This window comes from Hafnia paralvei ATCC 29927 (genome assembly GCF_001655005.1).
GTDB lineage: Bacteria > Pseudomonadota > Gammaproteobacteria > Enterobacterales > Enterobacteriaceae > Hafnia > Hafnia paralvei.
Map to the genome: position 1 here is coordinate 145064 of NZ_LXET01000029.1, position 14144 is coordinate 159207.

14 protein-coding genes are annotated in these 14144 nt (G+C 50.3%); 8 read left to right on the forward strand and 6 right to left on the reverse strand.

The window, feature by feature from the left end:
• Positions 1 to 7 precede the first annotated feature (7 nt).
• The 4 genes from sapC to pspF all read right to left on the reverse strand — a co-directional run bounded on the left by sapC (position 8) and on the right by pspF (position 5002).
• Complete coding sequence (gene sapC / locus M988_RS08440) at positions 8 to 898, reverse strand: putrescine export ABC transporter permease SapC (protein WP_008813703.1); 891 nt, start codon at positions 896 to 898, stop codon at positions 8 to 10.
• The gene (gene sapB / locus M988_RS08445; protein WP_004093129.1) at positions 885 to 1850 is read right to left on the reverse strand and encodes a putrescine export ABC transporter permease SapB; all 966 of its coding nucleotides are present in this window, start codon (positions 1848 to 1850) and stop codon (positions 885 to 887) included. The genes sapC and sapB overlap by 14 nt, the downstream gene beginning before the upstream one ends.
• Entirely contained in the window at positions 1847 to 3568 is a 1722-nt protein-coding gene (sapA, locus tag M988_RS08450) for an ABC transporter substrate-binding protein SapA (RefSeq protein WP_223283527.1), read from the reverse strand. Before sapA ends, sapB begins: the two co-directional genes overlap by 4 nt.
• Positions 3569 to 4000: 432 nt before the next feature.
• On the reverse strand, positions 4001 to 5002 hold the full coding sequence (gene pspF, locus M988_RS08455) for a phage shock protein operon transcriptional activator (RefSeq protein ID WP_064573653.1): 1002 nt from the start codon (positions 5000 to 5002) through the stop codon (positions 4001 to 4003).
• A 222-nt stretch (positions 5003 to 5224) separates the two neighbouring features.
• On the opposite strand from pspF, the gene pspA reads away from it, so the two are divergent.
• The 8 genes from pspA to M988_RS08495 all read left to right on the forward strand — a co-directional run bounded on the left by pspA (position 5225) and on the right by M988_RS08495 (position 12521).
• Positions 5225 to 5890, forward strand: a complete 666-nt coding sequence (gene pspA / locus M988_RS08460) for a phage shock protein PspA (protein WP_035503465.1) — start codon at positions 5225 to 5227, stop codon at positions 5888 to 5890.
• 124 nt (positions 5891 to 6014) lie between these two features.
• Entirely contained in the window at positions 6015 to 6242 is a 228-nt protein-coding gene (pspB, locus tag M988_RS08465) for an envelope stress response membrane protein PspB (protein ID WP_008813699.1), read from the forward strand.
• Positions 6242 to 6601 (forward strand): envelope stress response membrane protein PspC, encoded by a 360-nt coding sequence (gene pspC, locus M988_RS08470; protein WP_039186466.1) that lies wholly within the window; start codon positions 6242 to 6244, stop codon positions 6599 to 6601. The genes pspB and pspC overlap by 1 nt, the downstream gene beginning before the upstream one ends.
• 30 nt (positions 6602 to 6631) lie before the next feature.
• Positions 6632 to 6883, forward strand: coding sequence for a phage shock protein PspD (locus M988_RS08475; RefSeq protein WP_064573658.1), 252 nt, complete (start codon positions 6632 to 6634; stop codon positions 6881 to 6883).
• 21 nt (positions 6884 to 6904) lie between these two features.
• Positions 6905 to 8302 carry a YcjX family GTP-binding protein gene (locus M988_RS08480; protein ID WP_008813697.1) on the forward strand — a complete coding sequence of 466 codons (1398 nt, stop codon included), beginning with the start codon at positions 6905 to 6907 and terminating at the stop codon, positions 8300 to 8302.
• Positions 8299 to 9360, forward strand: a complete 1062-nt coding sequence (locus M988_RS08485) for a YcjF family protein (protein WP_008813696.1) — start codon at positions 8299 to 8301, stop codon at positions 9358 to 9360. The genes M988_RS08480 and M988_RS08485 overlap by 4 nt, the downstream gene beginning before the upstream one ends.
• A gap of 300 nt (positions 9361 to 9660) precedes the next feature.
• Positions 9661 to 11814 (forward strand): PA5441 family protein, encoded by a 2154-nt coding sequence (locus M988_RS08490; RefSeq protein ID WP_064573662.1) that lies wholly within the window; start codon positions 9661 to 9663, stop codon positions 11812 to 11814.
• On the forward strand, positions 11784 to 12521 hold the full coding sequence (locus M988_RS08495; protein WP_064573665.1) for a DUF3142 domain-containing protein: 738 nt from the start codon (positions 11784 to 11786) through the stop codon (positions 12519 to 12521). Before M988_RS08490 ends, M988_RS08495 begins: the two co-directional genes overlap by 31 nt.
• 103 nt (positions 12522 to 12624) lie before the next feature.
• Here the strand turns inward: M988_RS08495 and sseA are convergent, their stop codons facing one another.
• Together sseA and M988_RS08505 are read right to left on the reverse strand one after the other, a co-directional pair.
• Positions 12625 to 13467: a 3-mercaptopyruvate sulfurtransferase gene (gene sseA, locus M988_RS08500; protein WP_064573667.1), complete on the reverse strand. Its 843-nt coding sequence runs from the start codon at positions 13465 to 13467 to the stop codon at positions 12625 to 12627.
• Positions 13468 to 13527: 60 nt separating this feature from the next.
• Positions 13528 to 14070: a GNAT family N-acetyltransferase gene (locus tag M988_RS08505; protein WP_008813692.1), complete on the reverse strand. Its 543-nt coding sequence runs from the start codon at positions 14068 to 14070 to the stop codon at positions 13528 to 13530.
• Positions 14071 to 14144 lie beyond the last annotated feature (74 nt).

The window sequence follows — 14144 nt, forward strand, 5'->3', positions numbered from 1 at the left end:
TTGCTTCCTATTCCACGCCTGCGTTGATCGCTCGGCGCATTCCGTCGCCTAATAAATTCACCAGCAGCACGCTTATCATGATAGCCGCGCCCGGCAACATAACCGTCCATGGAGCGACATACACCAGCTCCAGCGAATCGCCTAGCATTGCTCCCCACTCGGGAGAGGGCAGTTGTGCCCCGAGATCGAGAAAACCGAGTGCTGCGATATCTAAAATTGCCATCGAAAGAGCACGAGTGAATTCACCCACCAGTACGCCTGCGATGTTAGGTAATACTGAGTCCCACAGGATGAACCACGTGGATGCGCCGTCTAGACGTGCGGCGACGACGTACTCTTTTTCCAGCTCTTCGTGTACCGAGGTATAAACCTCGCGCACCATATGTGGCAACAGTGCTAGCCACACGGCCAACATGGCGTGTTCCAGACGCGGTCCCATAAAAGCGACGACGACAATAGCTAGCAGCAGGGAAGGGATTGATAGCAGCGTATCCAGAATATGATTCAGGATCGCCGAGCGTAAACCATGCGTCACACCGGCCAAAATACCGATAATCACGCCAAAAATACTGGCGGCGAGGGTGACAATCAAAGCAGAGCCAAATGTCGGGGCAACGCCACATAACAGACGGCTAAGAATATCGCGGCCTAAATCGTCGGTGCCGAGGAAAAATGACACGTTCCCATAGCGGGACCACGACGGTGGCAGCAGTTGGTAGCCGAGAAATTGTTGGTCTAGCGCATACGGTGCCAGCATGCTGCCAAAGAAGCATAGCGCTATCAGCAGCAGTACGCCGTACAGACCAATCATGGCGAGCGTATCTGCATGAAAATGCAGCCACGTCTGACGCAGTGGGCTAGGTACGCGTTTTTCGCGGTATACGTTATCGAAGTGCATACCATTCCTTATGTTTCAATGGATTTGTCAGTGCGCCCACGATATCAGACAGCACGTTCACGATTAGCACCAGAGAACCGACCAGCATCACGCCCGCCGAGATAGCCGCAAAATCCTGTTGACGAATGGCGTTAATCATCCAGCGGCCGAGTCCTGGCCAACTGAATACCACTTCAGTAATCATCGCCAGCGTCAGCATGGTGGAAAACTGTAGTCCCAACTTCGGGATAATTGGTGGCAGCGCATTATGCAGCACATGACGACGGATGATGGTAAATCGGGTCAAACCACGCGTAGCGGCTGCTTTAATGTAATTCTGGCTAACGACGTTATCGGTACTGATCCTCATCAGGCGGATCACTTCGGTCATCGGAACCAGTGCAAGCGCAGTGACGGGCAGTATGATATGGCGAGCGACACTCATCAGCATGGCATCACGGTAAGGTGAGTCCGATAGCCAAGCATCAATCAATGCAAAGCCGGTCACGTTTTTCATCGGGTAGAGCAGATCGTAGCGACCTGATACCGGCAGCCATCCCAGATGCAGTGAAAAGAACAGCATCAACAAAATGGCTAGCCAGAAAACCGGCATCGAATAGCCAAACAGTGCCAACGCGCTGATGGCGCCATCTTGCCATTTACCTCGCAGCAGACCGGCGATAATCCCCAGAGGAATACCGACAATCAATGCCAGCATAAAGGCCAAAATGCATAGCTCCATGGTGGCTGGGAAGACTTCTTTCAGTTGCTCCACGATCAGTTGGCCGTTGATGCTGGACACACCAAAGTCACCTTGAAAAAGGCTATGCACGTAGAAGCTGTATGCATCAATCAGTGATGCGCCGCCAAGCGGCGCATGTGGCGTGAAATAGAGCAGGCTAAAACCGACCAGCGATAGGAAAAATATCGTGACCAACAGCAACAGCAGTCGACGCAACGTGAAGATAATCATGGTTTATCCTCCGCACCGGCAGGGGCATCTGCGGCAGAAGTTGGTGGGCCTGCGTCAGGATCGTTAGTCGCTTCGGGCTCGGGTTGCTTTTCACGATAGACGCCGGCGAACGACGCGTTACCAAATGGACTTAATACGAGTCCTTTGATGTCATAACGATAGGCCTGAAGACGCAATGATGAGGCCAATGGTAGAATCGGTAGCTGTTCTTCGAGAATTTTTTGTGCGTCCTGATAGTCCTCGATGCGCTGAGAAAGCTGTTGTGACAACAATGCCTTGTGCAGCAGGGAATCGAATGCGGGATCGCACCAGTGCGCTAAGTTAGTTTGTGACTGAATGGCGGCACAGCTCAGTAACGGACGGAAGAAACTGTCTGGATCATTACTGTCGGTCGCCCAGCCAGAAAGCGTCATGTCATGGCTCATATCGCTCAAGCGCGCTTCTTGGAAACGGCCTTCAACCGGAATGATGCTTACTTTGATGCCCACCTGCGCCATGTCAGCCTGAATGAGCTCTGCGGTTTTTAGCGGGCTTGGGTTATAGGCCTGAGAGGCGGTGGGTACCCAAAGCTGAAGGTGCAAGTTGGTGACGCCGGCTTGTTTCAGCAGTTCTCGCGATTTTTCAGGATTGTATTCCGTGATTTTAGCTTCGCTATCATACGCCCAAGAAGCGCGAGGCAGCAGAGACGCGGCAGTTTCTGCCGTACCATAATAGATTGACTGCATCAGACGCTGGTTATTAATCGAGTAGGCAATAGCTCGGCGCACATCAAGATTATCCAGCGGCGGTTTGCGAGTATTAAATGCCAAATAAGCAACGTTCATCCCTGGGCGGAGCGTAAGGCGCAGGCGAGGGTCATCGCGCAAAATACTGAGCTGGCTAGCGGCGGGATAGGCCAGCACGTCGCATTCGCCGGTCAATAGTTTGGATAAACGTCCAGTCCCACCAGCACCGAGATCGATAATCACCTGAGGCATACGAGGTTTGCCTTTCCAGAACGCGTCATTGCGATCCAGACGGATATATTGCCCCGCGTGATACTCATTCAGCATAAATGGGCCGGTACCCACTGGCAGACGGTCAATTTCTTCTTCCTTCCCTTTTTTAGCCAAGTTGTTAGCGTATTCGGCGGAAAGGATCGGTGCGTAGTGGGTGGCTAAGTGCCATAAGAATGATGCGTCGGGCTGTTTCAGCCGAATTTCGACCGTTGAGTTATCCAGTTTGCGTACGCTTTGCACGGCATCGCTAAATTGGAGACTTTCGAAATAAGGGTAGTGACCGCCATTTACGTTGTGGTACGGATGCTTGGGATCAAACATGCGGTTGAAACTAAAAACCACGTCGTCGGCGTTCATCTTGCGTGTAGGTTTAAACCAGTCAGTGGTCTGGAAAGGCACATCTTTACGCAGATGCAACACGTAGGTTGCGCCGCCGTCTAACACTTCCCAGCTTTGTGCTAATTCAGGGATTAAACGGTAGGTATAAGGGTCAACGTCTAGCAGACGATCGTAAAGCTGCGCAGCCAGAGTATCAACGGTCAGACCACTGCTGGCCATTTGCGGGTTGAAGGTATTGAGTATCCCGCTGACACAATAAATAAAACCGCTCTGACGGATATCCGGCAGCGGTTTGAGTTTGGTCGTAGGGGCAATATCGGCTGCTGTCGCAACGGCAGACAGGCAACTTAATGCCAGCATCAGGGTTTTTAGACCACGCATAAACGCTTCAAGAGGTTGTTGAGCAAAGTGTTTAGTGTAACGTACATTGGCTGGCAGCCCAATCATTCCAGTTAAGTGATAGGGTTATTTGCCTCATGCTTAACCAATCCTATTGATAAGCATATGTTAGAAACCTCCAATCAGCGGGTTTTATAGCAAATATTCCGTGCGGGAAAGCGCCTGTAGTGTGATGTGACGCACGTGCTACATACAAATAAGAAAAATTCCCAACAAAATGCTTTACAGATCGTACTGATAACTATTATCATTCAATCGTTCTTTAGAGACGCCTCCTCAGGGCATTCACTTCTCTTAAGAGCACGACATTGCTCACATTGCTTCCAGATCTACTTTATAGCCAGCCGGGTGCTGGCTTTTTTTTTGCTTCAATTTTCAAATATCGTCTTTATACATCTATCCGAGCGCCTGCCGTCAGCCCTGAATGTCCAGTTTTTTCATGATCCCACGCAGCTGATGGTAGGTAAGATTTAATAATTGAGCCGCTTGCCTTTGATTGTGTCGGCTCTGCTGTAGCGCCTGAATGATAATCTGCTTTTCGCTTGCCGCCAGCCACGCTTTCAAATCGAGTGGGAGAGTTGGCTGTTGTGACGCACTGATCGCCGTGGGTTCGCCAGACGGTGGTTGCGATAATACGACCGTTTGGGGCTTAAAGGGATTAATGACGATCGCGTCCAGCAGTTCAGGGGATTCGCCATGCCGATAAACCGAACGCTCCACGACGTTTTTTAGCTCACGGATATTGCCCGGCCAAGAGTAATTCAGCAGTGTTTCCCGCGCGTCATCGCTGAATCCGGGGAAAAAAGATAAACCCAATTCGCCGCACATTTGCATGGCAAAGTGTTCCGCGAGCAGCATGATGTCACTGCGACGTTCGCGTAGTGGGGGCAGTTGGATAACGTCGAAGGCCAGTCGATCTAACAGATCCGCACGAAAAGTGCCTTCAGCAGCCAACGCGGGTAAATCCGCGTTAGTTGCACAGACTAAGCGCACATCGACCTGCAACGGTTGGCTACCACCCACGCGTTCCAGATGGCCATATTCAATGACCCGTAGTAGCTTTTCCTGAATCAACATCGGCGCAGTCGCCAGTTCATCCAAGAAGAGCGTCCCGCAATCGGCACGCTCGAACCTCCCCAGATGACGCTTTTGCGCTCCGGTAAATGCGCCAGCTTCATGGCCAAAAAGCTCGGAATCCAGCAAATTATCGTTAAGCGCTGCGCAGTTCAGGGACACAAACGGTCCCTGCCAACGGTGAGACAAATAATGCAGGCGGTGCGCAATCAACTCTTTACCCGTGCCGCGTTCACCGATGATCAGTACCGGTTTATTTAGCTTCGCTAGCTGTGACGTCTGCTCTAACACCTCGAGAAAACTATTGGCTTGACCGAGCATGTTTTCAATATTGTCTGGCATCGCAACTCTCTCGCTTAGTGAATTTCACCATCTATTAGTTAAAATCATCACACCATGTTTTACCCCTAGATGGCAATGTTTTTTAATTATTCTTTAAATAACAGCTAAATACGATGAATTGCAAAGTTGGCACGATACTTGATTATATCTTTGCGAGGCAGTAAATCATTTCAACACCGGATGTGCCGACTGAATGCACGCCGAATAATGAGGATAGTAATTATGGGTATTTTTTCTCGTTTCGCCGACATCGTAAACGCCAACATCAACACCTTGCTGGATAAAGCAGAGGATCCACAGAAGCTGGTTCGTCTGATGATTCAGGAAATGGAAGATACTCTGGTAGAGGTGCGTTCTACTTCCGCTCGGGCTTTAGCGGAGAAAAAACAGCTGATGCGCCGTATTGAGCAGGGTGAAACCCAGCTGAATGAGTGGCAGGAAAAAGCCGAGCTGGCGCTACGTAAAGACAAAGAAGACTTGGCACGTGCGGCATTAATTGAAAAACAGCGTGTTAGTGATTTATTAACTACGCTGCGTCATGAAGTGAGCAACGTTGAAGAAACGTTGGATCGTATGAAGCGTGAAATCACCGAATTGGAAAGCAAGCTGACGGAAACGCGTGCTCGCCAGCAGGCTTTGGCTCTGCGCCAGCAGGCTGCCGCTTCATCTCGAGAAGTTCGTCGCCAGTTAGACAGCGGTAAATTAGACGAAGCAATGGCGCGTTTTGAACAGTTTGAGCGCCGTATTGACCATATGGAAGCCGAAGCGGAAACCATGGGTTTAGGCAAAAAGAAATCACTTGATCAAGAGTTTGCCGATCTCAAAGCCGATGATGAAATCGGCCAACAACTGGCCGCGTTGAAAGCCAAAATGAATCGCCCTGAATAAAGCGCGATGAGCAATCGAATCACCGGAGTTATGGAATGCCTCTATAACTCCGGAAAAAGGAATAGACTGTTGCTAACAGCGTTACTCGAATACACAGCTTTATGCGAATAATAAGGAATTCATGATGGGCTACCTTTTTCTTGCCATCCCTCTGACCATTTTTGTTTTGTTTGTATTACCCGTCTGGCTATGGCTGCACTACAGCAATCGTCAGGAGAATGACAGTGCGTTGCAAGCGCAAGAAGTGCAACGTTTAGCACAATTGAATGAAGAAGCGCAGCGTATGCGTCAGCGCATTAGTGCACTCGAATCCATTCTGGATGCAGAACATCCAAACTGGAGGGACGCTTAATGACAATGCCAATGAGCGGTAAAAAATTGTATCGCATTCCGGAGCGAGGCGTCGTCAAAGGAGTCTGTGCTGGCTTGGCTGAATACATGGGCGTACCGGTTGCACTGGTTCGCGTTATGGCCGTGCTGTCGATTTTTTGCGGCCTGTTTATCATCACAGCCATTTTGTACATGGTGTTGGCGATGACGCTACCCACGGCGAGCGCTGCCGAGTTGAGCGGCGTACAGCAACCCACTGCACGCCAGCAAATGCAAGTGGTTACGGTAGATCTCAACGAGTGCGAGCAACGCTTGCGCCGAATAGAGCGCTACGTCACCTCGGAAACCTTTGGCGTAAATCGCCGTTTCCGCGATCTATAAATTTATTCGCCAAGGGCTAGGAGGAAAACAATGAGTCAATTTAAACCTGCTGATATGCTGCGTGCAGGTGGCCGTCAGGCTCGGCGTTATCTGCCTAGTCTGCTGAAAAACGGTTTACTTTTGGGGCTCACCTTTGCCCCAGCCGGTATTGCCGCCGGTGTGTTGCGTTATGTGACGTGGCGGCCGCTGCGTTGGTTGTTAATATGGGGATTAGAACCTTTATTACAGCGAGCGGTTCGTCAGGCAACGTCCCGTTATCGTCACGGAGCTGAAAAGTCATAGCGGCTGCGTGTAAGGAGAGGAATGAAAAGGCTACAAAATGAAATTGCGTCTTTGGTTAACCGTGGCGTCGACCGTCATTTACGATTGGCGGTGACCGGGCTAAGCCGAAGCGGAAAAACCGCATTTATCACTTCTCTGGTTAATCAGCTTTTGCATATTCACAGCGGCGCTCGTTTACCGCTGTTTTCTGCCGTGCGCGAAGAGCGCATTTTAGGGGCTAAACGCGTGCCGCAGCGCGATCTCGGCGTGGCGCGCTTTACCTATGATGAAGGGCTATCACAACTTTACGGTGAGCCACCTATGTGGCCAACGCCCACGCGAGGCGTGAGTGAGATCCGCTTGGCGCTTAAATTCCGCAGTAATGACTCGTTGCTACGCCACTTTAAAGATACATCGACTCTCTATTTGGAAATCGTCGATTATCCGGGAGAATGGCTGCTGGATTTACCGATGCTGGAACAGGACTATCTGAGTTGGTCGCGGCAGATGAACGGACTGCTACAAGGGCAACGTAAAGAGTGGGCTGAAGAATGGCTGGCGCTGTGCGCAAAGTGCGACCCACTGGCTCCTGCCGATGAAAAACAGCTGGCGGCAATTTCGCAGGCATACACCGATTATCTGCTTCGTTGTAAAAACGAAGGGCAGCACTTTATTCAACCAGGGCGCTTTGTTTTACCCGGCGATCTGGCTGGCGCGCCAGCGTTGCAGTTTTTCCCGTGGCCGCAGGTGGTTGACGTGGGTGAGTCAAAATTGGCTCAGGCAGATAAGCATACCAATATCGGCATGCTGCGCTCACGCTATCACTATTATTGCAATGAAGTTGTGAAAGGCTTTTATAAAGAACACTTTGTGCGTTTTGATCGCCAGATTGTGCTGGTGGATTGTCTACAGCCGCTCAATAGTGGGCCGCAGGCATTTAATGAAATGCGCTTAGCGCTCACTCAACTGATGCAGAGCTTTCACTATGGCAAACGAACGCTGTATCGCAGACTCTTTTCACCGTGTATTGATCGACTGATGTTTGCCGCCACTAAAGCCGATCATGTCACGGCCGATCAGCATGCAAATTTGGTTTCTTTGCTCCAGCAGTTGGTACAGGACGCGTGGCAAAATGCAGCGTTTGAAGGTATTAGCATGGACTGCGCCGGTATCGCTTCAGTACAGGCAACACAGAGTGGTTTAGTCGATCATCACGGGCAGAAAATCCCTGCGCTGAAAGGGCATCGATTGGTTGATGACCAGCCTCTAACGGTTTTCCCAGGAGAGGTTCCGGCACGTTTGCCAAATAATGAATTCTGGCAAAAACAGGGATTTCATTTTGAAGATTTTCGCCCGCAAAGCATGAATGTGGATAGCCCATTGCCGCACATCCGTATGGATAGCGTGATGGAGTTTTTATTGGGAGATAAATTGCGATGAGCGAACCGATAAAACCAAGAATTGAGTTTGATCAACCGCTGGCAACTGAGCCAGAGGTGGTGCTCAAAGCCAGCCAACAGTTTGCGGCACAAGAGGCTGACAATTTTTTGCCAGCCGAGCCAGAAGTGCTGACAGAAGAGCAGGAGGAGGGGCGTGCTGAAGGCATCATTAATGCCGCGCTCAAACCCAAACGCAGCCTGTGGCGACGTATGGTCGGTGCCGGTTTGGCACTGTTTGGCGTAAGCGTCATCGCGCAGGGGGTACAATGGTTTCATCAGGCATGGATTCAGCAAGACTGGATCGCGCTGGGGGGGACTGTCGCTGGGGGCTTGATTGTGTTGGCCGGTGTAGGCTCGCTGGTGACGGAATGGCGCCGTCTTTACCGTTTACGTCAGCGCGCCGAAGAGCGTGATGTTGCTCGCGATTTGTTGCACAGCCACGGTATTGGTCAGGGAAAAGCGTTCTGCGAAAAGCTAATGCAGCAGGCGAGCCTCGATCAGAGCCATCCGGCGGTGCAGCGTTGGCAGGCGTCGCTGCATGAAACCCATAATGATCGTGAAGTGGTGGAGCTGTATTGCAAGTTGGTGCAGCCCGTGTTGGATGTTCAGGCTCGTCGTGAAATCAGCCGCTACGCAGCGGAATCAACGTTAATGATTGCGGTCAGCCCGTTAGCGCTGGTCGATATGGCGTTTATCGCTTGGCGTAATATTCGCTTGATCAACCGCATTGCGGCGCTTTATGGTATTGAACTTGGCTACTTCAGCAGAATTCGACTGTTCCGCTTAGTGTTGCTGAACATTGCCTTTGCTGGTGCGTCTGAACTAGTGCGAGAAGTTGGCATGGACTGGATATCACAAGATTTAGCCGCGCGCTTGTCTGCCCGAGCAGCCCAAGGTATTGGCGCTGGTTTGCTGACGGCTCGTCTGGGAATTAAAGCGATGGAGCTATGTCGTCCACTGCCGTGGCTAGAAAATGATAAACCTCGCTTGGGCGATTTCCGCAAAGAGCTTATTACGCAGTTGAAACGCGTAGCGCCGAAGAAAGCAAAAGAATCGTAGTCCGATTATCCCCTGCGATGTGTAACCGAAAAATGCTCCTCATTGCGTAGGAGCTTTTTTTTACGCTCAAGACATTAACCACGTGTAAGCACTGGTTTCGTGTGGCGATTAATATTGAGCTCGCTGGGACAATATGGGCGAATGCATAGATTCAACCTACCGTAAGTCCATATTCTGATTTTAGTGTACCTAAATAGTTTGCCTATGCTCTTGTGTATATACTGTGCGCCGGAAATACAGGCGCTAAGCATTCGGTGGAACACCACTTTTCGACAAGCTGAACACAAGGGATGAACGTCGGTGAAACAGAAAAAATGGTTTTTTGGGGCGGTGGTTTTAGTTGCTAGCCATCAAGTCTTTGCTTCGATGGATGTTGATGAGTGCGAATGGTGGGCTGAAGGATGCAATATGGCAAGTTATCCATTTTATGCACCGGCCAATGACACCCGCAGCAATTTACTGATGTTGGCTTCTGAACGGCTTCATTTTGCGTCTCCTTTCCCGCAGCTAGCCACTGATGAGCGCAGCTCTCGTGCGACTCCTTTTTATATTACCCGCCTCAAAACCACTGACGGCTTTGACGAAACGGGCAGTATCGTTATCCCTGTTGATGCTCAGGCGTTGATGGCTGATGCACGTAAAATGAGCATTAATCTGGATGGTGTGGCATTGGAACCAAGTTACACCAACGTAGACGGTGGGCGCTGGGTATCGAACAATCCCGCGACGTTACAGCGATTCTTCAAACAATTGTTGGCGGATGATTCTCTTACCGATGAGCAGCGCCGTGCTCTTGCCAATGAACGTGTTCGCTTACTGCGTGATTCCGCAGAGGAAAGTGCACTGCCAGCTCTGCCATTTCCCGCAGACTCTCACGCTCAGGCATTCCGCGATTATTTAGCGGGTATTGATGCTTTTTATCGCGGTGATTTTTCAAACGCTGAGACACCATTTTTGGCCTTGAAACAAAGCTCACAGCCATGGGTTGCCGAAACTGCGCAGTATATGTTGTTCCGTATCGCTTTAAACCAAATTGTTGAGGATGCGGTCGACGATATGGGGATGTTTGACCGCGCAAAAAGTAATAAGGCTGCTGCGGCGCTGGCGTTAGAGCGAGGGGATGAATATCTAAGCAGCTTTCCTACGGGGCAGTATGTTAATTCGGTGCAGGGATTGTACCGCCGTATCAATTGGTACACGGGAGATTACAATGCGTTAGCCTTTAACGGAGAAAAAGCCATATCTCAGGCCACAACGCCAGAGGCGTTGCAATCTGTAATCAATGAACTGGATGCCCGCTTGCTGGGGAATCAATATCTTAAGCCGCCTTTTATTGGTGAACCTAATAGCCCGCAGGTCACGTTTACACAGGTATTAAAACGTCTACGTGAAAACTATCAGACGCAGACGACAGCGACGCAGGTCACCGCAGAAGAGTTGGCAGGCTACAAAGCGCTATTTGAGAAAGCCGACATGCTGCCTGCTTGGGAATATCTGCAAACCGCATGGACGTTTTATCTGAAACATGACTACGCCGCAGTGCTTAACGCTGCAGCCTCCGCAGACAAAGACGCAGTGAACGATACGCTGTTGTTTAGCCAACAGGTATTACGCGGTCTGTCCATGCAAGAATTAGCGCGCTGGCCGGATGCTGAAACCTATTGGCGGCATTTACTCACCATCGATCACTCACGGATTCAGCAGGATTATCTGCAATACCAATTAGCCAACAGTTTGGCTCAACAGGGTAAAGTTGACGATATCTTTGTCGCGAACAGTCCCGTAGTGAATCTTGCCTATCGTTCAAACGTGTTGAAGATGCTTGCGAGTCAAAATCTGCTCCGCAAACAGGTTGAAACAGGACAAAGCCCCGAAGAGCAAATTATCGCGTTGCATACGTTGTTGGCGAAGGAGTTGCTTAACGCTGACTATCAAGGATACTTACAGGACAAACCGCGAGCCGAGCTGTTTAAGCAACCTGTGCGCGATGATATGCGGGATGTGATGCTGTCTGATTTCAATTGGGATGGGCGCAATGCGCAAGAGGGGTACGTTTGTCATTCCCTTGACGATATTGTCACGACCCTAGCGCAGCGCCCGAAAGATGCCCGTGCATTAAACTGTTTAGGCGAATACCTTCGTGTTTCCAACTTAGTGATACCTAATGGCTACGACGATGGCATTACCGCTGATTTAACCAAGGCTAAATCTCAGTATGACGATCGCTCAGTCAGCCGTTTAATGCATTACCAACAGGTCATTGCGATGCCTGATGCGCCTCCTGAAGATAAAAGCTATGCACTTTATCGCGCGGTGATGTGCTACGCCCCGACGGGTGAGAATGACTGCGATCAGCAAGATATCGATAAAAACACGCGTAAAGCGTGGTTCCTACAGCTCAAGAATGATTATCCCGGCAGTGAGTGGGCCAGCCGTTTGCGATTTTATTGGTGAGAAGTTGGTGCTGGGGCGCTATCGCGCTCCTGTTTAGCCTCGGTGTGCATGCCAGCGAAGGGCGAGTGGAGGCTGGGAGTTATCACAATTTCTGGCTTTGGTCGGCGGTTCGCTCGCAGCCCGTGCTGAAGCAGGGGCAGGTTTTGTATCTGCATCAGGCGGAGATTATGACGCGACGTGGCAAACCTGCACTCTACAAACGAGGTTTGCCATACTCTGCGATCGTTGTTCCTGATGTGTGGATCTCGGTGCGAGTGTCCACGCTTGATATTCCTGATTCGATGGTAAATGCGTTATTGAAACTGTGCCGGAATTGGGAGGCAGCGGGGACTCACGTGGTGGGGATTCAGATTGATTTTGATGCCGCCAGCTACCGGCTTGATCAATATTCTGTTTTTTTGTTAAAACTTAAAAGCAAGCTGCCAACGGGTTACAAACTGGGGGTTACGGGGCTACTCGATTGGGCCAAAACCGGCAGCGTTGAACAGCTTAATCAACTCCCCGTTGATGAAGTCGTGATCCAGACTTATCAAGGACGACATACGGTCACTCGCTATCAGGAATATCTGCCCGCGCTGCGAGGGCTTAACATCCCTTTTAAAATTGGCTTGGTACAAAATGGCGTATGGGACAAACGTTGGCAACGCTATTTTGCCACTTCCCCCAATTATCTGGGAGAAGTGGTATTTCTATTAAATGAGCAGTAATCAATATCTGTTTTGTATCCCCGACGTACCTCGAGTGGCATATCCGCTGTTTTAAACGGAGTAACCCGAAATTTTTTAGGTATATCAGGTGAATATAGAAATATTACCTGCTTACTGGGAGCTCTTTTCTGGCTCCCCATTCACTCCATGAACCGTCATACAGGGCAACGTCGTTAGCCTGTAGCGTGGTGAGCGCCAGTACCACGACGGCAGCGGTTACGCCAGAACCACAGCTAGCAATAATTGGTTGCTCAAAGTTAACGCCTGCGTCAGTAAAGATGGCTTTTAGCCGTTCGTTAGGCTTGAGAGCGCCATCCTGAACCAGATCGCCCCAAGGCACGTTACGGCTGGTGGGAATATGCCCACGACGCAAACCCGGACGCGGTTCGTCCACTTCACCGTTGTAGCGAGCGGCAGGGCGGGCATCGATAATTTGAACGCTGTCATTTTGCGTCGCTAACAAAACATCGTTGGCATTTTTTACGACTAGCGGATCGAGCTGGGCGACAAAAGTGGCGTGGTTTTTCGCTGGCATCCCACTTTCAAGCGGAAGCTGCTGTGCTTTCCAAGCGTTAAAGCCACCGGCCAGAATCGAGACCTTTTTTACCCCAAAGCTGCGTAGCATCCACCATGCGCGTGGCGCAGAGAACAAATTCCCTTCGTCGTACACCACTAAATGTTTTTCACTGCTGATGCCAAGGGCCTGCATATCGGCGGCAAACTTTTCCGCCGTTGGCATCATATGCGGCAGCGGGCTGCTGTGATCGGATAGGGCTTCGATATCAAAAAACCGTGCGCCTGGCAGATGCGAGGTATGGTATTCGGCTTCCATATTGCGCAGGTGTTCTTGACCCGCGGGAGCCATACGAGCGTCAATGATCTGAATATCCGCATCATCTAAATGAACCGCAAGCCACTCGGCGGTGACGAAAAAGGTATTTGCCATGGCAATGAGTCATCCTTTTAATTAAAAAAAGTCTTATTGAAACAATATCTAAGCCGTTCTTTATACCTCAAATGCTACAAGGTGGTAATCTTTTCCACCGAAGTGAAAACGAGTGACATCGGTCATACCCAGTCCTTGAACATGGGCGACCAGTGAATGTGGATTGTCATCGGCAATAAACGCCAATCCTGCGTCATATTTTTGGTGCATATGATCTTTTACGGCGGCAAACAGCTGCGACAACACTCCCGCACCGCGAAAACGGCGAGAGATGCAAACTGGGCCGTAAAGGAAAGGCGTGAGTTCGTTTAGCGGGCGCTGATTCAGCGAGTTGTGCTCTGCAACTTCAAGCAGAGCGTCGATAACGGGTGGGTGCGGCTTTGCACAGGTCGCGGTCATACATACAAAACCGGCCACGGTTTTACCCTCGACGGCAACTAAGATGCCCAGTTTGCCGTTGATGGCTTCGAGCTGAGCCCGACTCATCTGAGAAACGATGTATCCCTGTTGTAAATTTTCGGCATCTAGATTTTCAGGCGTATTCAGCCGTTGGATTTCTAAAATGCTGTCATAGTCTGCTGGGGTAGCTTGTCGAATGATCATGTGCTGCATTTCCCCTATTTATATCTAAAATGGGTGATGAATAGGTGATAAGATTCTGTGGTATAGCTATGATG

Coding starts and splice junctions, on each gene's coding strand:
- M988_RS08475 (WP_064573658.1), top strand. CDS start 6,632: ATGAGTCAATTTAAACCTGCTGATATGCTGCGTGCAGGTGGCCGTCAG.
- pspB (WP_008813699.1), top strand. CDS start 6,015: ATGGGCTACCTTTTTCTTGCCATCCCTCTGACCATTTTTGTTTTGTTT.
- sapB (WP_004093129.1), bottom strand. CDS start 1,850: ATGATTATCTTCACGTTGCGTCGACTGCTGTTGCTGTTGGTCACGATA.
- sapA (WP_223283527.1), bottom strand. CDS start 3,568: ATGCGTGGTCTAAAAACCCTGATGCTGGCATTAAGTTGCCTGTCTGCC.
- M988_RS08480 (WP_008813697.1), top strand. CDS start 6,905: ATGAAAAGGCTACAAAATGAAATTGCGTCTTTGGTTAACCGTGGCGTC.
- sapC (WP_008813703.1), bottom strand. CDS start 898: ATGCACTTCGATAACGTATACCGCGAAAAACGCGTACCTAGCCCACTG.
- sseA (WP_064573667.1), bottom strand. CDS start 13,467: ATGGCAAATACCTTTTTCGTCACCGCCGAGTGGCTTGCGGTTCATTTA.
- M988_RS08505 (WP_008813692.1), bottom strand. CDS start 14,070: ATGATCATTCGACAAGCTACCCCAGCAGACTATGACAGCATTTTAGAA.
- pspA (WP_035503465.1), top strand. CDS start 5,225: ATGGGTATTTTTTCTCGTTTCGCCGACATCGTAAACGCCAACATCAAC.
- M988_RS08485 (WP_008813696.1), top strand. CDS start 8,299: ATGAGCGAACCGATAAAACCAAGAATTGAGTTTGATCAACCGCTGGCA.
- pspF (WP_064573653.1), bottom strand. CDS start 5,002: ATGCCAGACAATATTGAAAACATGCTCGGTCAAGCCAATAGTTTTCTC.
- pspC (WP_039186466.1), top strand. CDS start 6,242: ATGACAATGCCAATGAGCGGTAAAAAATTGTATCGCATTCCGGAGCGA.